The following is a 19528-nucleotide window of genomic DNA, read 5'->3' as shown; positions in this document are numbered from 1 at the left end:
TAACTAGTGCTCGACGTCAACTTTTTCGACGAACTGAAGATCGGCCTGGCCACGGCCGACGATATCCACAACTGGTCATACGGCGAGGTCAAGAAGCCCGAGACCATCAACTACCGCACCCTCAAGCCGGAGAAGGACGGCCTGTTCTGCGAGAAGATCTTCGGACCGACTCGCGACTGGGAGTGCTACTGCGGTAAGTACAAGCGGGTCCGCTTCAAGGGCATCATCTGCGAGCGCTGCGGCGTCGAGGTCACTCGCGCCAAGGTGCGTCGTGAGCGCATGGGCCACATCGAGCTGGCCGCACCGGTCACCCACATCTGGTACTTCAAGGGCGTTCCGTCGCGCTTGGGCTACCTGCTCGACCTCGCGCCGAAGGATCTGGAGAAGATCATCTACTTCGCCGCGTATGTCATCACCTCGGTCGACGACGAGCTCCGGCACAACGAGCTCTCGACGCTGCAGGCCGAGATGGAGGTCGAGAAGAAGACCGTCGCCGACCAGCGCGACGCCGACCTCAACGAGCGTCAGCAGAAGCTCGAAGCCGACCTCGCCGAGCTGGAGGCCGAGGGCGCCAAGGCCGACGCGCGTCGCAAGATCCGCGACGGTGGCGAGCGTGAGATGAAGCGTATGCGCGACGCCGCGCAGCGTGAGATCGACGCCCTGGAGAACCTCTGGGACACCTTCGTCAAGCTCAAGCCGCGTGACCTGATCATCGACGAGCGCGTCTACCGTGACCTGCAGGATCGCTACGGTGAGTACTTCACCGGCGCGATGGGCGCGGAGTCGATCAAGAAGCTCCTGGAGACCTTCGACATCGACGCCGAGGCCGAGCTGCTGCGCGAGACCATCCGCAGCGGCAAGGGGCAGAAGAAGCTGCGCGCGCTCAAGCGACTCAAGGTCGTCGCCGCGTTCCAGCAGTCGGGTAACAGCCCGCTGGGTATGGTCCTCGACGCCGTGCCGGTGATCCCGCCGGAGCTGCGCCCGATGGTGCAGCTCGACGGTGGCCGCTTCGCGACGAGTGACCTCAACGACCTCTACCGTCGTGTCATCAACCGCAATAACCGCCTCAAGCGACTGATCGACCTCGGTGCACCCGAGATCATCGTCAACAACGAGAAGCGGATGCTGCAGGAGTCGGTGGACGCCCTGTTCGACAACGGCCGTCGCGGCCGTCCGGTGACCGGTCCGGGTAACCGCCCGCTGAAGTCGTTGAGCGATCTGCTCAAGGGCAAACAGGGCCGGTTCCGTCAGAACCTGCTCGGCAAGCGCGTCGACTACTCGGGCCGTTCGGTCATCGTCGTCGGCCCGCAGCTCAAGCTGCACCAGTGCGGTCTGCCGAAGCTGATGGCTCTTGAGCTGTTCAAGCCGTTCGTGATGAAGCGACTGGTCGACCTGAACCAGGCGCAGAACATCAAGTCGGCCAAGCGGATGGTCGAGCGTCAGCGTCCGGCCGTGTGGGACGTCCTCGAAGAGGTCATCGCCGAGCACCCGGTGCTGCTGAACCGTGCACCCACTCTGCACCGCCTGGGCATCCAGGCCTTCGAGCCGCAGCTCGTCGAGGGTAAGGCCATTCAGTTGCACCCGCTGGTGTGTGAGGCCTTCAACGCCGACTTCGACGGTGACCAGATGGCCGTGCACCTTCCGCTGTCCGCGGAGGCGCAGGCCGAGGCCCGCATCCTGATGCTGTCGAGCAACAACATCCTGTCGCCCGCGTCGGGCCGCCCGCTGGCCATGCCGCGTCTGGACATGGTGACCGGCCTGTTCTACCTGACCACGATGAAGGAAGGGAAGGTCGGCGAGTACACGCCCGCCACCCACGACGACATCGAGCGCGGCGTCTACGGCTCGCCGGCGGAGGCCATCATGGCCGTCGACCGCGGTGCCCTGACCGTGCAGTCGAAGATCAAGGTGCGTCTGACCGACCAGCGTCCGCCTGCCGACGTCGAGGCCGAGCAGTTCCCGGACGGCTGGAAGTTCGGTCAGCCGTGGGACGTCGAGACGACGCTGGGTCGCGTGCTCTTCAACGAGCTGCTCCCGGCCGAGTACCCGTTCGTCAACGAGCAGATGCCGAAGAAGCGTCAGGCCGTGATCATCAACGATCTCGCCGAGCGCTACCCGATGATCGTCGTCGCGCAGACCGTCGACAAGCTCAAGGACGTCGGCTTCTACTGGGCCACCCGCTCGGGTGTCACCGTCGCCATGTCCGACGTGCTGGTGCCGCCGGCCAAGGCGCAGATCCTGGAGCGTTACGAGGAGCGGGCCGACGGTTTGGAGCGCAAGTTCCAGCGTGGTGCCCTCACCCAGGACGAGCGTCGCGATGCTCTGGTGGAGATCTGGAAGCAGGCCACCGAAGAGGTCGGCAAGGTCATGGAGGAGTACTACCCCGAGGACAACCCGATCATCATGATCCCGAAGTCGGGTGCCACCGGTAACCTGACGCAGGTTCGTAACCTGTCGGGCATGAAGGGTCTGGTGACCAACCCGAAGGGTGAGTTCATCCCGCGTCCGATCAAGTCCTCGTTCCGTGAGGGCCTGACCGTTCTCGAGTACTTCATCAACACCCACGGTGCCCGTAAGGGTCTAGCCGACACCGCGCTGCGTACCGCGGACTCGGGTTACCTGACTCGACGCCTCGTCGACGTGTCGCAGGACGTCATCGTCCGCGAGACCGACTGTGGCACCGAGCGCGGCATCATCGTGCCGCTGGGTGAGAAGCAGGCCGACGGTTCGATCATCCGTGACGCGCACGTCGAGACGAGCGCCTACGCGCGCACCCTGGCCGCCGACGCGGTCGACGCCGACGGAAACGTCGTCGTCGAGCGTGGCCACGACCTCGGCGACCCGGCGATCGAGGCTCTGCTCGCCGCGGGCATCGACAAGGTGAAGGTGCGTTCGGTGCTGACCTGCGCCACCGGCACCGGTGTGTGTGCGATGTGCTACGGCCGCTCGATGGCGACCGGCAAGCTCGTCGACATCGGCGAGGCCGTCGGTATCATCGCGGCGCAGTCGATCGGTGAGCCCGGTACTCAGCTGACGATGCGTACCTTCCACCAGGGTGGTGTCGGCGACGACATCACCGGCGGTCTGCCCCGCGTGCAGGAGCTCTTCGAGGCACGTGTGCCCAAGGGTGTCGCGCCGATCGCCGAGGTATCCGGCCGGATCCGGCTCGAGGATGACGATCGGTTCTACAAGATCACCGTCATCCCCGACGACGGGTCCGACGAGGTCGTGTACGACAAGATCTCCAAGCGTCAGCGTCTGCGCGTGTTCAAGCACGACGACGGCTCCGAGCGTCTGCTCAGTGACGGCGACCACGTCGAGGTCGGCCAGCAGCTCATGGAGGGCTCGGCCAACCCGCACGAGGTGCTGCGCGTGATGGGTCCCCGTCAGGTGCAGGTGCACCTGGTCAACGAGGTCCAGGAGGTCTACCGCAGCCAGGGTGTGTCGATCCACGACAAGCACATCGAGACCATCGTCCGGCAGATGCTGCGTCGCGTGACGATCATCGACTCCGGTGCCACCGAGTTCTTGCCCGGTTCGCTCACCGAGCGCGCCGAGTTCGAGTCGGAGAACCGTCGGGTCGTGTCCGAGGGTGGCGAGCCCGCGGCCGGACGTCCGGTCCTCATGGGTATCACCAAGGCATCGCTGGCCACCGATTCGTGGCTGTCGGCGGCGTCCTTCCAGGAGACCACCCGGGTGCTCACCGATGCGGCCATCAACAGCCGCAGCGACAAGCTCATCGGCCTCAAGGAAAACGTCATCATCGGTAAGCTCATCCCGGCAGGCACCGGCATCAACCGGTACCGCAACATCCAGGTGCAGCCGACCGAAGAGGCTCGGGCCGCGGCGTACGCCGTCCCGAACTACGACGACACCTACTACAGCCCGGACGGCACCTTCGGTGCTCCGGCCGGCGCTGCGGTGCCGCTCGACGACTACGGATTCGGCAGCGATTACCGCTAACCCCGGTAGTCAGCGCAAACCCGCATAACAACGACAGACCCGACACTTTCAAAGTGTCGGGTCTGTCGTTTGTTGTGGGGCCGACGCCGGAGACCTACGTCGTGTCGGGCCCGGGGTATACGTGCCGCCCGTCGAGCACACGCCCGAAGCAGCCCACCGACTCGAAGTACTGGCTGCGTCGACGTCGCCGACGGTCGCCGTCAGCTATACATCGGCGGCTGTCGTCCACGGTATGGCGGTGTTACAACCCGACTTCGGGCGGTTGCACCTCACGTCGGCGACGTCGGATCGCGGTTACCAGCGCTCGCGCCGCCATGTTCATCCGGGGCCGTTATCGCCGAGCGACGTCACTCGAATCGACGGTGTCTGGGTGACTACTCTGTGCCGAACCGCATTCGACGTGGGGGAGGGCGCAGATGATTCGAGCCGGACTGACAGTCCCGCGCCTTCAGCATGAGATCGTCGACCGGCAGGGACGATTCATCGCCCGAACCGACTATGACTGGGTCGACGAGAACGGAGTCGTCCGTCTGGTCGGCGAGTTCGACGGTTTGGGCAAGTACCTCAAGTATCTGCGGCCCGGTGAGTCGCCCTCACCTCACCGCACTTCAACTCGCCCCGCACGAGCTCCACGAACCCCCGCACATCCTCCTCGGTCGTGTCCCACGAACACATCCACCGAACCTCGCCGCGCGCTTCGTCCCAGAAGTAGAACGGGACCTGTTCCATCAGCCGCAGCGACACCTCCCGCGGCAGGGTCGCGAATACGGCATTAGCCTGCACCTTCTGTGTCAGTTCGACGCCGGGCAGGTCAGCCATCGCGTCGGCGAGCAGTGCCGCCATCGAATTGGCGTGGCGCGCAACACGTTCCCACAGGCCGTCGGAGAACAGCGCCAGGAACTGCGCGGCCAGGAACCGCTGTTTGGAGGCCAACTGCATCAACGACTTTCGGCCGTATTCGACACCGCGCACGGCGTCCGGGTTGAGCACCAGCACCAACTCGGCACCCAGTAATCCGCTCTTGGTGCCGCCGACGCTCACCACATCCACCCCGACGTCGGCGGTCGACGCGGCCAACTCGACGCCCAATGACGCTGCGGCATTGGCCAATCGGGAGCCGTCGACGTGTACCGACCACCCCCGACCGTGCGCGTAGTCGACGAGTTCACCGAGCTCGGCGCGTGAGTACACCGTCCCCAGCTCGGTCGCCTGGGCCACCGACAGCACCCGCGGCTGCGCCCAATGGACGTCGCCCGCCCGGTCGGGCAGCGCATCCTCGATTCCGGCGACGGTGAGTTTCCCGTCCGACGTCGGGACCGTGAACAACTTGAGTCCCGCGACGCTCTCCGGTGCACCGCCCTCGTCGACGTGGATGTGCGCCGACGCCGCGCACACCACCGACTCCCAGCGCTGCGACATCGATGCCAGCGCAACGACATTCGCGCCCGTCCCATTGAACACCGGGTACGCCGACGCCGACGGTCCGAACAGCTCGCGCACCCGTTCGGCGAGCGCGGCGGTGTACGCGTCCGCACCGTACGACGACTGGTGACCGCCGTTCGCGACGGCGATGGCGTCGAGTACTTCGGGGAGTACGCCGGCGTAGTTGTCGCTCGCAAAGCCGCGCTTGGCGGGATCGTGCCGACGCTCGATCATGCGACGGCCCGGATTCCGCGGGTCGAGTCGATCGTCGGCTGCATCTTCCGTTTCAGTGCCTCGTAGAACACGCTGAGCGGGAACTCGTCTGGCGCAACAAGATTCACCAGTTCGCGCGGTGCCTCGCCCAGTGGCAGGTCGCCACGCGCCCACGACGACCCCGCAGCGGGCGTCACATACGTGCTGACGAAACGATATGTCGCCAGCCACTGCCCGACCTTGTCGCGGTCGATTCCGGTGCGGTACAAGTCCTCGATCTCCTCACTCAACGCGATCACACTGTCCGGCAACGCCTTCCAGTCGAACGACAACCGATTGTCCCGCCACGACAACACTGAGCGGCGATGCAGATACCCGAACAGCAGCTGCCCGCCGAGGCCGTCGTAGTTGCGGACCCGGTCGCCGGTGATCGGGAACCGGAACAGCCGATCGCACAGAATGGCCAGTTGCACCGGCCAGCCATACGGATGGCCTTGCCGTTCCAGCTCGTTCGCGACGCGGAACGTCGACAGATCGCATCGCAGTTCTTCGAGCGAGTACAGCCAGAAGGGCATGCGCTGGCGGATCATGAACGGATCGAAGGGCAGTTCGCCGCGGCTGTGCGTGCGGTCGTGCAGCAGGTCCCACATCGCGAATGTCGACTGCGCCAACGACTGTGAGCCCAGCAGTCGCTCGAGGTCTGGAGGCATGGCCAGCGACAGCAACTCCGCCGCCCGGCCCACGACTCGGCGGAATCGTGCGGCCTCACGGTCGCAGAATATTGCGCCCCAATGGAATTCGGGTGGCGCGGCAACCGTCACCGTCTCCGGGAACAGTACCGCGGAATTGGTGTCGTACCCCGAGGTGAAGTCGACGAACTCCACCGGGAGGAACTGTGGATTGTCGTAGGTCCGTTCCAGATCGGCCAGCCATCCTGGCCACAGGACCCGAAATTGCACAGCTTCGAACACGTGCCCGGCATTGCCGTTCTGGGTGTACATCGGAAAGACGACGACATGCTCGACGCCGTCGCCGCGCTGCAGATCAGGCCGGAACGCGGCCAGTGATGCGCTGAAGTCCGGAACACCGAATCCGCTTGCCGCCCAGCGTTCGAGGTCTCGGACCGCTGCGGCGAAGTAGTCGCCGTCGTGTGCGAACCCATCGGACATCGACGCCAACGCCGCAGACACCGACGAACACAACTCGCCGGCCCGACGTCGCGCATCGTCGTCGGTCACCGATCCGTCGGAGTTCTGGAGCAAGCGCAACTCTTCGACTGAAGCCTTGAGCGGCAACCACTTCCGGTCACCGGATGTCACCGAGCCGCCGCGTGGCGCGACGGAACGGACACCGGAGGCCCAGGTCACGACGTTCGCCCACAACTGCCGGTGATCGAATTCTTCGATGGAATCGTCACCGAAGAGATCCGAATCGGCGAACACGACGACGCGTCCGAGTCCCGCCCGCACCGCGACGGCGAGTGGTGCGCCGGCAGGCCACGCGGTGGCACTCGTTCGGGCCAGCACCGTCGCATCCAGGCCGTCGGTCACCGCCAGGGTGCCCGACCGATAGAAGCACGCCTGCTCGACCGCGGTCAGAATCCCCTGACCACGCAGCGCGGGATCGACGTCGGACAGCACCCACGACGCATTTCCCGAGACCCGCCGCTCACCGGGCGACTCCTGCACGACCATCGAGCGCACCTCGACGCCGAACCGTGCGGTCAGGGCGGCCAGGTTGTTGCCCGACGTCGCGGTGTCGCATTCGGCCAAGACGATCAACCCGCCGCCGTCATGCACAAACTGCTCCAGCACATCCAGTTCAGCGGGCGAGTAGACCGGCGGTAGAGGCCCGGTCACATATTCGACGCCGGGCAGTGCGAGGTGCGCAATCACGTAGACGTCGACGCCGCGAAGTGCTTCGGCGTCGAGCGGTGCAGCCGTCGAGTCCCGAACCGCCATCCCACGTCGTCGAAGAATGTCCACGGCGAGCGAGATGCAGGAGTCCCCGGGATTCACCGGATTCATCTCGCGCGCCCGATCCAGCGTCGTCGCCCATGCGCTGCTACGAGCCTGCTCGATCACGACCGTTGGGAAATTCGACATCACGCCTCCTGACCTCGGGTGCCTCCCATTGTTCTCGCCCGACGCCGTTTCGGCTGACTTTACGAGTCGCTCACTCCAGCGGTCCGGTCGGCAGCATCCTGCGGACCAGCTTTCCGGTCGGATTGCGGGGCAGGTCGTCGACGAAGACGACGTCGCGCGGCACCTTGTACCGGGCCAGGTGGGTCTTGACGTGCAACTTCAGCTCGTCGGGCTGCGGATCGGCGTCAGGGTTGCGAACGATGAAGGCGCGCAACCGTTTTCCGAAAGCATCGTCGTCGACGCCGATGACCGCCACATCGGCGACGTCGGGATGCTCGGCGAGCAGATTCTCCACTTCGAGAGGGAAGACGTTCTCACCGCCGGACACGATCATGTCGTCGTCGCGGCCTTCGATGAACATCAGGCCGTTGGCGTCGATGCGGGCCATGTCGCCGGTGGACATGTAGCCGTCGATGACCTGTTTGCTCCGCCCGTCGGTGTAGCCCTCGAACGGAGCGGCGTTGCGCGCGAAGAGTCGGCCGGGAACGTCGATTCCGGTGATCGGCTGATCGTGCTCGTCGAACAGAGCGACGTGACTGGTCACCGGCGTCCGCCCGATCGTCCCCGGCGCGAGGCGCAATTCGTGCGGCTGGGCGATCGACACGATCCCCACCTCGGTCGACCCGTACAGGTTGTAGAGAACGTCGCCGAAGGTGTCCTGCACGGCCTGCGACAAGGTCGGCGACAGCGCCGATCCGGCGATCACGATGATCTTCAGCGCCGACAGATCGTATTTCGCGATTACCTCGGGTCCCAGGGCGATCATCCGGTGCAGCATGGTCGGCACGGCCACCAGAACTTCGGCGCGATGTTCGGCGAGCGCGGCCAGCGTCTTCTCGGCGTCGAAGCGGCGCATTACCACCGTCTGATTGCCCAGCGCGGTTCCGACGCCCCAGACGACGAACCCGGTCGAGTGGAAGATCGGCGACACGATGACCATGGTGCCGCGCTGCGGAATCGGAATCCGGTCCAGCAGCAGGGCGCTCGCGAGCGGGGGTGTCTTCGCGCGCCGCGCACCCTTGGGCAGTCCGGTGGTGCCGCTGGTCAGGATCACGAATCCGGCGAACGACTTCGGCGTCGGCGGCATGGACGTGTCGCCGTCGGCCACCACGTCGTCGAGGGTGGCGACGCCGTCGGGGACCGGCCGTTCGCCGTCGACCCAGGTGAGGACGCGCGGCATCGCGGGCAGCCCGTCGACGATGTCACCGAACTCCTCGTCGTAGAGCATCGCGCGAACGCCTTCGCGCTCGGCGACCTCGACGAACTGACTCTTGCCGAAGCCGGTATTCATCATCGCGAGCCGGAAACCCGCTCGGCCGGTGGCGCTCAGCGCGACGATGAGTCCGCGATGATCGCGGGCGAGTACCGCGACCACATCACCGGGCCGCAGGCCCTGCGTGAGCAGCTTATTCGCGAGTGCGTTCGACTGCCGATCCACCTCGGCGAACGTCAGCGTGCCGCGTTCGTCGGTGATCGCCGGGGCGTCGGGGTACTTCTGGGCACCGGCGAGGATGACGGTCGACGACGGGCCGATGGTGCTGCCCCGTTTGGCCATCTCGACGATGTCGAGCGGGCGCCGTAGGTCGATCGCGCCGCGGTGCTGCAGGATTCTCAGCGCACCGATGGTCTCCGATGCCGCATCGAGTATGTGACGCACGACCATGCCGTCGGCCTCCCCATTTCTGATAACTAGTGTTGTCTGATCAGACTAGATGCTCGGCTACTGCTTCGCTGACAACCGGAAGATCCGCAGCTTGCGATCGGTCCGGGTCAGGTAGACCTGATAGGCCGCGACCATGTCGATGAAGCCCGCGAGCACCCGCTCACGATCTTCGCCGTCGAGAAGCGTTGCGGTAACCGGGATTTCGTCGCCGATAAGCACCGACGCCGGCCCGCCGGCCAGTAAGTTGTGCGTCCACGCCGGGTGGTGATCGCCGCCGAAGTTGGAGCCGATGACGAAGATGTCGGGGTCTTCGCGGTAGTAGAGCAGCGGCTGGACGCGGCGCGCGCCGGTTTTGGCGCCGGTCGTCGCCAGCAGCATCGTCGGGGCTCCGATCGGGCCGAGCGCGGTGAACCGGCCGTTCGTCTTCTCCAGCAACCAGCGGTCGGCGGGAGAAAGGGTGCGGATGACCGCGGAACCGAAGCCGGTCTTGGCCAGTTTGACCATCGGCGCGCGCAGAAAGCTTGACTCCGAGCCCCAACGTACGTCGGGAAAGGGTTGTGAGGATGACATGGGACCAGCGTATTGCCAGGGCGAGGTCCGCAGGCCCGACTTCACTGGGCCGGGCCTGCGAACTGCTGCTCCTCGGGCCGGCCCCCGACTCCGGCCCGCATATCAATCCTCCCGCGGGGCGGGCCCGGCCACTAGGGCATAAGGTCCCGATGTCTCACGACGCGTAGCGGTAGGGGAGGTACTGCACCGACCACCGGTTGTCATCGGGGTCGCCGAAGTATACGAAGTGGCCCCACGCCTGCACGTCGACGTCGCTGACCTCGACTCCCGCCGAGAGCAGTTGCTCCCGGGCCGCGTTGATGTCGGAGACGCAGATGATGTGCAGCGGCCGCGATCCCGATTCGGCGTCGGTGAGACCCTTGCCGAAGGCGATCGAGCAATTGGATCCGGGAGGGGTCATCTGGACGAAACGCACCTCGTCGCTGACGGTGTGGTCGTGATCGGCGGCGAACCCGATCGACTCGTAGAACGCCTTGGTGCGGTCGACGTCGGTGACCGGCAGGATCGCCACTTCGATGGTCCAGTCCATGATGAGCTCCCTCTCGGTTGTTGGTTCCGACTTCAGTTCTATCGATTAATGCGGACAGTATCTGACCGGTATCGCCGCGCATTCGGCTGAAGTTCTACCCTGGCCACGTGACCACCGCCCAACGATTCGGCGCGATCCTGCACGTGGACCTCGACCAGTTCCAGGTCTCCGTGGAGCGCCTGCGTTCGCCGGAACTCGTCGACGTCCCCGTCATCGTCGGCGGCAACGGCGACCCCACCGAGGCTCGCAAGGTGGTCACCTGCGCGTCGTACGAGGCGCGGGCACAGGGCGTCCGGGCCGGCATGCCGTTGCGCGTCGCGCATCGCAAGATGCCCGATGCCGTCTACCTGCCACTCGACGCTCCCGCGTACGACGTCGCGTCGGCCGACGTCATGGCGACACTGCGCAGCTTCGGGCACCCGGTCGAGGTGTGGGGGTGGGATGAGGCCTACCTCGGCGCCGACGTCGACGACCCGGCTGCCCTGGCGTCGCAGATCATCACGGCCATCGCGGATCGCAACGGACTGCGCGCTTCGATCGGCATCAGTGACAACAAGCAGCGCGCCAAGATGGCGACCAACTTCGCCAAGAAGCAAGAGGTGAGAGACGCTGCGTCGCAACGGATCTTCCGCCTCGACGCCGGCAACTGGATCGAGCTGATGGGCGAGGGGCCCACCAAGGAGCTGTGGAGTGTCGGGCCGAAGACGGCGAAGAAGTTGTCTGCCAACGGGGTCGACACCGTCAATCAGCTCATCGCGACGCCCAAGGATGATCTGATCGCCACTTTCGGTCCACACCAAGGCAATTGGCTCTACGTCCTCTCGCGTGGGGGAGGGGATGCGACGATCACCGCCGAACCGTGGCTGGCCCGCTCGCACTCCAAATCGCGCACGTACGCCACCGACATCACCGACGCCGCCGAATTGCACGCGGCCATCGCCGAACTGACCCGGGAAGTACTCGATCAGGTCCTCGCCGAACAGCGTGTCGTGTTCCGCATCGCAATCACGGTGCGCACCAAGACTTTCTACACGCGGACCAAATCGCGCAAGCTGCCCGAACCGACGATCGCCCTCGACGACATCGAACCGGTCTGCCACGCGTTGCTCGACCAGTTCGAACTCGACCGTCCCGTCCGCCTGTTGGGCGTTCGGCTGGATCTGGTCACCGACGACGAGGAGTCTCGATGAAAGTCGTTGCCGCGGTACTGTTCCTGGTGGCGGTGCTCACCACGGCCGTCGCGCCACCCGCGTCGGCGACGCCGGTCACCCGGCTCCCGGTCACCTACAGCTTCCTGTCCGGCATCGACGCCGAGCTGCGCAATCCCGGCGGCTCGCTGCCGGGCAGCAACGACTACTCCTGCCGCCCGACGTCGGCGCATCCCCGTCCCGTCGTCCTGTTTCATGGCAGTGGCGGTGGGCGACAGACGAATTGGGGCACGCTGGTGCCGGTGCTGCACAACGCCGGATACTGCGTCTTCGCTCCAACCTATGGAGCGTTGAGCACCCCGTGGCCGGCATCGGCGCTCGGCGGACTCGGGTCGAAACTCGAAAGTGCCTGGGAGATCAAGCATTTCGTCGACGCGGTGCTCGCCCGCACCGGGGCTCGGCAGATCGACGTCGTCGGGCATTCGCTCGGCACCCAGCTCCCCACCTACTGGATCAAGTACCTCGGCGGCGCGGGAAAGGTGCGCCGCTATGTGTCGCTCGCGCCGTACTGGAGGCAGGGGCCCGACGACGACGACGCCCGCAGCGACTTGGCCGAGGCGATCGGGCGCCGACTCGGGGCGAAGCTACCGCCGCGCTCATGTGCGGGCTGTTCGACGCCGGCCGCCGATTTCGACTTCAACGAAGCGGTCCGGCTGCCGACGCCGTATGTGCGCGGCATCGCCTACACCAATATCTCGACGCGCGACGACGAGGTCGTGACGCCGTACAGAGCGGGTCAACTTCCCGGACCGGCGGGCACCGACGTCACGAACATCGTTGTGCAGCAGGGGTGTTCACTCGACCACTCCGACCATGCGTCGATCACCTCGAATCGCCGCAGCGCGGCCCTGGTCCTCAATGCCCTCGATCCCGCGCACCCGCGCGCGGTGCCCTGCGTGCCGGTGGATCCCTTCACCGGCGGATGAGATGGAGAGCGGTAGCCGTTCGGTGTGACCTTTCCCAAGGACATCGCACCAGCCTCGGCGCTCATTCTTCGTGCGTCATTCTGACACCGCGGCGCCGCGTAGCGCACGGTGGAGGATGTCGCGCAGACCCTCGATTTCCACGGGCGTGGGATTGGCGTAAGGACTTGCCAGCACTTGTTCGATGACGGACTGCAGTTGTTCTGATCGGACACCGAGAGCTGACAACGACCCCGGGATCGGAAGTCTGGTGACGATTTCTCGAAGCGCTACCGACGGCGCGTAGTCCACGCCGAGTGCGCGTTGTAAGGCCGCCTTCGCCGCGGGAGTGTGAACTTCGTTGTAGGCCAAGACATATGGTAGGACGATCGCGTGCGTTTGGGCATGGGGCAGATTGAGCGAGCCACCGAGTACGTGGCACAGCTTATGATGCAGCGACATTGTCGTTGCCCCCAGACACGCGCCGCACAGCCACGCCCCGTATAGAGCCGCGCGTCGAGCTACCCGGTCGCTACCGTTGTCGACGATCGCCGGCAGGGCACCGGCGAGGGCGCGGACGCCCTCTTCCGCCATGAGCGAGATGACCGGTGACGCGTCCGGCGCATAGAGGGCTTCGACCGCATGAGCGATCGCGTTGAGTCCGCTGGCGGCCGAGATCTCACTTGTGAGGGAAGTCGTGAGCTGTGGGTCGTAGACTACCGACGTCGGCAGAACGACGGAGTCACGGCCGGTCTGTTTGCGTCCATTACGGGTGAGCCCCCAGATCGGTGTCATCTCGGAACCGGCGTAGGTCGTCGGTACCGCGATGATCTGGAGCCCGGATTCCAGGGCGATGGCCTTGCCGAGTCCGATCGATGAGCCCCCGCCGATCGCCACACAACTGTCGGCATCGACCTCTGACGCGTACTTGATTGCGGCCGAGACGGTTTCGACAGGAACGTGCATACGCGCGGCGTCGAACACCCCGGCGCTCCGCACCCCGAGCGCGGCCACGGCGATCTGCGCGATACGCGTCTGTCCCGGAGTGCATAGCACCAACGCGCGCATGTGACCGGCGCGATCCAACTCGTCGGGCAGGTGCGAGACGGCACCGTCGCCGAAGGCCACTCGCATGGGTAGCGCCTGGTAACTGAAGTTGGAAACCGTCATCGCAGTGCGATCGCGTTCGCGGGGGATCCGACGCCACCTACTACCGGCAGCGGCGAGACCGTGACCAGGCACTCGTAGCGGCCGTCGGCAGCACAGTCCGCGGCCAGTCGATCGAGGTCCCACAGCTCTCCTATCGGCATGCCTAGGAGCGCGATCAGTTCCCGATGCATGATCCCGGCGTGCGGGTCGTCGGCAACGCCCGAACGGTCGGCCTCTGCGAAGAAGGGGCTGTCGGGGCCGGCAGGCCAGCATTCGAATGCGAAGTTGTCGGCCGCAACCATCGCGACGCGATGGTCCCATAGCCACTCGAGCAGGTCGCGGTCCTGTCGCATCCCGGTATGGAACTGCTTGACTACCAGATTCTTTCGCCAGTCGGCAGAGCTGTCGTCGCGATAGTGGCCGAGCCATCCGAACCGGACTAGGACGATGTCTCCCGGCTTGATCGTGCTGCCTTGATGTTCCAGCGTCGCGCACAGGGTCTCTAGTTCAACCGGTTGTCCCGCATCGTGATCGAGATGACCTCCGATCGATTGCAGATACCCGTCGATGTCGGCAACCACCGCACGTCCCGCAATGGGCAGCGCGGTGAAGTGGTGGATGCCGAGGCGCTCGGTTCCCGGCTGAAAATCGGTGCCGTCAGCGCCGTTATAGAACCCGTAGTCGGGGTGACCGATATGCCGCAGGCCATCGATCTGTGTCGCGTATTGCAGATAGAAGCGGTCCAGCCATTCGTCGCGATGAAACGGTGTTCGTTGAAAGATGTTGTGAACGAACGGCTCTCTGGTCGGTGCCAGTGAAGATGTGATTGCGTCCGAGCGGAGGTTGAGCGAATACGCACGGCCCGCCCGCACCGTCCGAGCAGCGTCGGCGAGGTCCGCCAACACGAGGAAGTTCAAGGTGCCGAGTTGATCATCGTCGCCGAACACACCCCAGCTCGAACCGGGTGGAGCATCGTTGCGTGCCAATAGTTCTCGGTAGACGGGGTAGTCATCAATCAGCCTGATCCTCCGGTCGTCTTCGGTGCGGAAATGTTCAGGATGCGCGGGCATAGCGCTTCACCTTCCGCTCGTCGAGCTCGACCCCGAACCCCGGGCCGGTGGGCAGGTGGAGATGTCCGTCGCGGAGCCCGATCGGCTCCACGACGAGATCGTCGCAGAGCAGCAGCGTTCCGAACAGCTCGCTGCCGGCCACCAGTGACGGCATGGCGCAATAGGTGTGCAATGCGGCGGCTGTCCCGATCGACGACTCGATGGTTGTTCCGCCGAAGCACTGGATGCCGAAGGATTCGGCGACGGCACCGATCGCCGTCACATTTGTGATTCCTCCGCATTTGGGGATCTTGACGGCGAGGATGTCCGCGGCGCGCGCCGTACACAGGCGCGCGGCATCCTGCGGTGAACGCAGCGATTCGTCGGCCATCACCGGAGCGGTCAGCAGTTCGGCGAGTCGCGACATTGCCGGCACGTCCCATCGTGGCACCGGTTGCTCGAACAGCGATACGCCGGCCGCGGTGAGTTCGGGGAGATAGCGTTCGGCGATTAGGAGGTCCCACGAACCGTTCAGGTCAACCGACAGTCGTGCTTTCTCTGCCAGGTCGGCCGCGACCGCCGCTATTCGGGCCACGTCGGCAGCGGGCTCGCCGGCACCCATCTTGAGTTTGAACGAAGTATGGCTTCCCTGTTCGAGTTTGGCCCGCGCCTCCGCGATCACCACGTCTGCAGTTTCGGCACCCAGCGCCCACGTGACGGGGAGACGGTCTCGGTGTGCGCCACCGAGCAGTCGGTGCACGGGGATCCCGGCTGCTTTGCCGCTGAGATCCCACAGCGCCATTTCCACTGCGGCCTTTGCGAACTCGCTGCCGCCGATCATGCGATCGAGACGGTGAGCGAGAAAGCTGGGACGATGGGCGTCTTCGCCGATTAGCAGCGGCGTGAGGTATCCGTCGATGAGAGCCTTCATGCCCTCGATTGATTCGCCGCCCCACCATGGCCCGCCGGGCACGACCCCCTCACCGATACCCACTGTGCCGTCGCGGGTTTCGACCGACACCAACAGCAAGCTCTGTGTGTCGATGGTGAGGACCGCGAACTTGTGCGGACGTCGGATCGGGATGTCGACGATCGTGGTGCGGATCTCGGAGATGATCGAAGAGTCCATGACTGCAGCTCGATCAGGACGCCGGCGCGAGTGTGAAGTCGTATTCGGCCTCGATATAGGGCCGGTCCAAGCCGAGCGCGGCGATCCGATCGAGGTTATCGATGTTCTTCAGGGTGATCAGCAAACCGTCGCGGACGGCATGCGCCACATCATTCTCGACGTACTCGCCTCCGGCGAAGTAAAGCTGACTGGTCATCTCCTCGTAGTCGCCTGCGGGATCCCGCAATTTCACATGTAGGTGCGCGGGCCGGAAGAAGTGCCGCTCGAGCGCGCGCAGAACGGTGCCCGTCGGGCCGTTCTTGGGGATCTCGTACGGCGGCGGCAGGATCGACAGAACTTGGTAGGTACCATCGGACTCTGAATAGAACCGGCCCCGCAGGTTATAGTCGGGGATGTTCGGATGGATGTTGGAGTAGAGCCCATCGGCATCCGCGTGCCACAGATCCAGTTCGATGCCACCGAGACGATTCCCGCCCGGGTCGCGGACCGTGCCGTGGAAATACAGCGGCGTTCCTTTTTCATGCGGCCGTTGCGGCATGACATTCAACGGACCGGTCAACACCGGTGCGCCAGGCAGATAGAACGGTCCCTCGATCGCTTCTGGACTCACCTCCCGCCCGATATTGGCCACGTCGGTTGCTTCGGCCTCGAAGAAGACATCGAAGAGCAACGACTTTTCTCCACACTCGATCGAATCGATGATGAGATCGGTCGCCACGCGATATTCGTCATGGGTCACGTGCTGCTTGCGGATGAAGTCCTGCAGTAGGTGTTCGAGCTGTTCGACAAGTTGTCGGCCTCGCACGGCCGGAGATATGTGGGTGATAGACATGAGTAGGCCTTTCGGTGAGTAGCGTTTGCGGACGACTGAATCGATGCCGGGCCAGTTGGCGTCGAGCTCGACTAGCGCAGCGACTGGTCGTCTAGTTGTGACGTTTGTCCGCGGTAGTAGACGAGGGGCCGGTTGTCGCTGAAATCGACATTCATGACTTTGCCGAGCATCCCCAGATGATCGCCGGTCTCGAATATGTGGTCCTGCTCGCAGAGCACGGTGGTGACCGCACCCCGGACAGCCGGAATGCCGTCGTGGTAGTCCCATTCTCCGACATCGAACTTGGCGCCGTCGAGGGTGGCGAACCCGAAACAGACTTCGTGCTGATCCTCGGCGAGAACGTTGATGCAGAATCGTTCACAATCGCGGATTCGGGCAAAGGTCGATGATCCCGCGAAGGCGAAGAACGCGACGAGCGGTGGGTCGAGAGACACCAGAGTCAGCGATCCGACAGTCATGCCTATAGGTTCTCCGTCGCACTGGGCGGTGACGACGGCCACCGAAGTAGGAACGCGTCCCATGGCCCGGCGCATCACCGTGGAATCGATCGACGCGATATGCGTTCGTGGGGAGCCGGCGTCGGAACTCGACGTCGGATGATGCGTCGGTGCCATCTCAATCTCCTGCGGTCGGTGTTACCGAGTCGTGCGGAACACTCGGATGGGATCTGTCAATCAGATGAGGAATTTGTCGACGGCTTCGACGGTCTCGTCGAACTTCTCCACTTGAGGGATGTGGCCGCACTCGTTGATGATGGTGACGGTACTGTCGGAAATGAGCTTGTGGAAGTGCTCGGCGTACTCGACCGAGATCAGCTTGTCGTCACGGCCCCAGATGATCAGGGTGGGCACAGCGAGTCGGTGGAGTCGGTGACGGAGTCCACGGTCGGGGATCGGCCATGCGAACTTCCCCGTGCATCCCATCGCCCACACCATCGCCGCGGCCGCGGCTTGCAGTTGCTCCACATCGTCGGTCGGCGCGAGCATCGCCTGTGCGGCGGGTCCCTCGGGGTCGTGAAACAGCAAGGCGGGCAGCTGGTCTGGAGGTGTCGCCACCCAGTTCGCGGTGGGAGCCCCTTCGTGCCAGAGTCCGATCGGATCGAGCAGGATCAACCTGTTCGGCAGTGCGTGGAAGGTGGAGGCCAGTTCGGCCGCGAGCATGCCGCCGAACGACTGCCCCACGATGACCGGATGGTCGAGGCCGAGAGTTCGGATCAGTTCTTCGTAGGCCAGAACCATGTCGCTGAGCGTGTCGATGGTATGGATCGCGTAGGGGTTGCCCTCGCTGGTGCCCGGGAATTCAGGCGCATAGACCGTGTAATGCGTTGTGAGGTGGGTCAAGAACGGATCCCACGTCAGGCCGGCCGCCGGGTGAAGGTAGAGCAGCGGTGCGCCCGCGCCGGCCACCTTGACCGTGATGCTCAACCGGCCGCCCCACAAGTCGACGGTCTGCTCGGTGATCGAAAGGGTCGTGGTGTTCATCGCGCGCTCGCTCCTGCCGTGGTCTGGGCCTTGGTCTGGTAGGCGATCGGCTTGCCGCCGAGACGAGTCGGCCACCAGTGGTGTTCGAAGTCGGTGTCGGTCCACAGCGGACGCAGCCGGGGAAGGACTTCCTCGGCGAACAATTGGATGTTCTTCATGACGAGGTTTCGCGGCAGCGATCCGAAGCCGAGCATCGCGTGCAGATTGCCGATCCCGTACTCGGTGCAGAAGGAGATCAGTTGTTCGGCAACGGTATCGGGGCTGCCGACGACGATCACACCGGCGTCGACCAGTTCGGCGAAGGTGACAGTGCGCATCTTGTGGTAGAGCCCGAAGTCACCGGGGTCCTTGATCAACGCCTTGACGCCATTGATGTCGATTGCGCCGGGTAGGCCCAGCTTCTCGATCGGGATAGAACCGAGCCCTTTGCGGAAGGCGTATTCGGCGTGCGGTCCGTATTCGATCTCGGCACGCTCGTCCGTCTCGGACACGGCAATGGTCTGCAGAAAACCGATGCGATTGGGATTGCGGGCGACGCCGGCCTCGTCGGCCTGCTCCCACATGCGGTCGAAGATCCGCTTTCCGGTTACCTTTGCGCCGAACCAGCTCAGATAGTTGAATCCGAAGCCTCGATCAAAGCACATTCGCATGGTCCGCGGATTGCCGATTCCAGTAATCCACACGGGTACGTCGTCCTGCAGGGGGCGGGGCCACATATTGACCATCGGATACTGTGAGAACCGGCCGTTCCACGCAAACGGTTCCTGCTCGCGCCATGACCGCAGCACCAACTCCAGATTCTCATCGAAGCGAGGGCGTATCTCGATCGGCGGGATTTCGTTGTTGATGTTCGCGTCGTAGCTCAGTCCGACGGTGAGGCCGGCGACCAGGCGGCCGCCACTCATCACATCGATCGTGGCGTATTCCTCAGCGGCGCGTAGCGGTTCCCGCGACTTGCCGAGAGAGCGCCCCATTGGATATATGGCCACCTCGAGGCCTTCGGCCTCGGTCATATACGCCAGACTACTTGCGATCAGGTCTGGGTTCGGCACCATGTCATAGCTACTTTGACCGTGCTCGGTTATGGCGACACCGTCATATCCGCTTCGAGCGCCAAGCATCAGCTCGTCCATGAAGTCTCGGATCGACGAGTACATTCCATCGCGTGTCACGAGTGAGTAGGGGACATCGCACACCGATTCGTGCTTGGTTTCGAAATCGTCGGGCAGATAGCGATATGGCGCCTGCAAGAACAGATTGACTTTCACGGATAC

General features: G+C 64.5%; 15 protein-coding genes. 3 read left to right on the top strand and 12 right to left on the bottom strand.

Annotation, left to right across the window (positions count from 1 at the left end; all coding sequences use genetic code 11):
• Positions 1-6: 6 nt before the first annotated feature.
• Complete coding sequence (locus tag HH308_RS25845; protein WP_170197152.1) at positions 7-3963, top strand: DNA-directed RNA polymerase subunit beta'; 3957 nt, start codon at positions 7-9, stop codon at positions 3961-3963.
• 564 nt (positions 3964-4527) lie between these two features.
• Here HH308_RS25845 and HH308_RS25840 read toward each other — a convergent pair.
• The 5 genes from HH308_RS25840 to HH308_RS25820 form a co-directional block, all read right to left on the bottom strand.
• The gene (locus tag HH308_RS25840) at positions 4528-5619 is read right to left on the bottom strand and encodes a threonine aldolase family protein (protein ID WP_170197151.1); all 1092 of its coding nucleotides are present in this window, start codon (positions 5617-5619) and stop codon (positions 4528-4530) included.
• On the bottom strand, positions 5616-7703 hold the full coding sequence (locus HH308_RS25835) for a DUF6421 family protein (protein ID WP_170197150.1): 2088 nt from the start codon (positions 7701-7703) through the stop codon (positions 5616-5618). Before HH308_RS25835 ends, HH308_RS25840 begins: the two co-directional genes overlap by 4 nt.
• 70 nt (positions 7704-7773) lie before the next feature.
• Positions 7774-9405, bottom strand: a complete 1632-nt coding sequence (locus HH308_RS25830) for an acyl-CoA synthetase (protein WP_170197149.1) — start codon at positions 9403-9405, stop codon at positions 7774-7776.
• A 57-nt stretch (positions 9406-9462) separates the two neighbouring features.
• Entirely contained in the window at positions 9463-9975 is a 513-nt protein-coding gene (locus HH308_RS25825; protein WP_170197148.1) for a nitroreductase family deazaflavin-dependent oxidoreductase, read from the bottom strand.
• A gap of 154 nt (positions 9976-10129) precedes the next feature.
• On the bottom strand, positions 10130-10504 hold the full coding sequence (locus tag HH308_RS25820; protein WP_170197147.1) for a VOC family protein: 375 nt from the start codon (positions 10502-10504) through the stop codon (positions 10130-10132).
• Positions 10505-10611: 107 nt separating this feature from the next.
• On the opposite strand from HH308_RS25820, the gene HH308_RS25815 reads away from it, so the two are divergent.
• Together HH308_RS25815 and HH308_RS25810 are read left to right on the top strand one after the other, a co-directional pair.
• A complete protein-coding gene (locus tag HH308_RS25815; RefSeq protein WP_170197146.1) occupies positions 10612-11694 on the top strand; it encodes a DNA polymerase IV in 1083 nt (360 codons plus the stop codon).
• Positions 11691-12638: an esterase/lipase family protein gene (locus HH308_RS25810; RefSeq protein WP_170197145.1), complete on the top strand. Its 948-nt coding sequence runs from the start codon at positions 11691-11693 to the stop codon at positions 12636-12638. The genes HH308_RS25815 and HH308_RS25810 overlap by 4 nt, the downstream gene beginning before the upstream one ends.
• A 75-nt stretch (positions 12639-12713) precedes the next feature.
• Here HH308_RS25810 and HH308_RS25805 read toward each other — a convergent pair whose 3' ends face one another.
• From HH308_RS25805 to HH308_RS25775, 7 genes are all read right to left on the bottom strand, one after another.
• Positions 12714-13784, bottom strand: coding sequence for a maleylacetate reductase (locus HH308_RS25805; protein WP_170197144.1), 1071 nt, complete (start codon positions 13782-13784; stop codon positions 12714-12716).
• A complete protein-coding gene (locus HH308_RS25800) occupies positions 13781-14833 on the bottom strand; it encodes a cyclase family protein (RefSeq protein WP_170197143.1) in 1053 nt (350 codons plus the stop codon). Before HH308_RS25800 ends, HH308_RS25805 begins: the two co-directional genes overlap by 4 nt.
• Positions 14817-15941, bottom strand: coding sequence for a muconate cycloisomerase family protein (locus tag HH308_RS25795; protein WP_170197142.1), 1125 nt, complete (start codon positions 15939-15941; stop codon positions 14817-14819). The genes HH308_RS25800 and HH308_RS25795 overlap by 17 nt, the downstream gene beginning before the upstream one ends.
• 13 nt (positions 15942-15954) lie before the next feature.
• Positions 15955-16773, bottom strand: a complete 819-nt coding sequence (locus HH308_RS25790; RefSeq protein ID WP_170197141.1) for a dioxygenase family protein — start codon at positions 16771-16773, stop codon at positions 15955-15957.
• A 71-nt stretch (positions 16774-16844) separates the two neighbouring features.
• Positions 16845-17387 (bottom strand): flavin reductase family protein, encoded by a 543-nt coding sequence (locus tag HH308_RS25785; RefSeq protein WP_170197140.1) that lies wholly within the window; start codon positions 17385-17387, stop codon positions 16845-16847.
• Between the two features lie 60 nt (positions 17388-17447).
• Positions 17448-18254 (bottom strand): alpha/beta fold hydrolase, encoded by an 807-nt coding sequence (locus HH308_RS25780; protein WP_170197139.1) that lies wholly within the window; start codon positions 18252-18254, stop codon positions 17448-17450.
• The gene (locus HH308_RS25775; RefSeq protein WP_170197138.1) at positions 18251-19522 is read right to left on the bottom strand and encodes an LLM class flavin-dependent oxidoreductase; all 1272 of its coding nucleotides are present in this window, start codon (positions 19520-19522) and stop codon (positions 18251-18253) included. Before HH308_RS25775 ends, HH308_RS25780 begins: the two co-directional genes overlap by 4 nt.
• Positions 19523-19528 lie beyond the last annotated feature (6 nt).

It is taken from the genome of Gordonia asplenii (assembly GCF_012933505.1).
Taxonomy (GTDB): domain Bacteria; phylum Actinomycetota; class Actinomycetes; order Mycobacteriales; family Mycobacteriaceae; genus Gordonia; species Gordonia asplenii.
Note: the sequence above shows the minus strand (reverse complement) of the source record. Positions and strands in the feature narration are given on the sequence as shown.

Excerpts from the sequence above, each read along its gene's own strand:
- HH308_RS25840 (WP_170197151.1), bottom strand. The coding sequence starts at position 5,619 with ATGATCGAGCGTCGGCACGATCCCGCCAAGCGCGGCTTTGCGAGCGAC.
- HH308_RS25835 (WP_170197150.1), bottom strand. The coding sequence starts at position 7,703 with ATGTCGAATTTCCCAACGGTCGTGATCGAGCAGGCTCGTAGCAGCGCA.
- HH308_RS25830 (WP_170197149.1), bottom strand. The coding sequence starts at position 9,405 with ATGGTCGTGCGTCACATACTCGATGCGGCATCGGAGACCATCGGTGCG.
- HH308_RS25825 (WP_170197148.1), bottom strand. The coding sequence starts at position 9,975 with ATGTCATCCTCACAACCCTTTCCCGACGTACGTTGGGGCTCGGAGTCA.
- HH308_RS25820 (WP_170197147.1), bottom strand. The coding sequence starts at position 10,504 with ATGGACTGGACCATCGAAGTGGCGATCCTGCCGGTCACCGACGTCGAC.
- HH308_RS25810 (WP_170197145.1), top strand. The coding sequence starts at position 11,691 with ATGAAAGTCGTTGCCGCGGTACTGTTCCTGGTGGCGGTGCTCACCACG.
- HH308_RS25805 (WP_170197144.1), bottom strand. The coding sequence starts at position 13,784 with ATGACGGTTTCCAACTTCAGTTACCAGGCGCTACCCATGCGAGTGGCC.
- HH308_RS25800 (WP_170197143.1), bottom strand. The coding sequence starts at position 14,833 with ATGCCCGCGCATCCTGAACATTTCCGCACCGAAGACGACCGGAGGATC.
- HH308_RS25795 (WP_170197142.1), bottom strand. The coding sequence starts at position 15,941 with ATGGACTCTTCGATCATCTCCGAGATCCGCACCACGATCGTCGACATC.
- HH308_RS25790 (WP_170197141.1), bottom strand. The coding sequence starts at position 16,773 with ATGTCTATCACCCACATATCTCCGGCCGTGCGAGGCCGACAACTTGTC.
- HH308_RS25785 (WP_170197140.1), bottom strand. The coding sequence starts at position 17,387 with ATGGCACCGACGCATCATCCGACGTCGAGTTCCGACGCCGGCTCCCCA.
- HH308_RS25780 (WP_170197139.1), bottom strand. The coding sequence starts at position 18,254 with ATGAACACCACGACCCTTTCGATCACCGAGCAGACCGTCGACTTGTGG.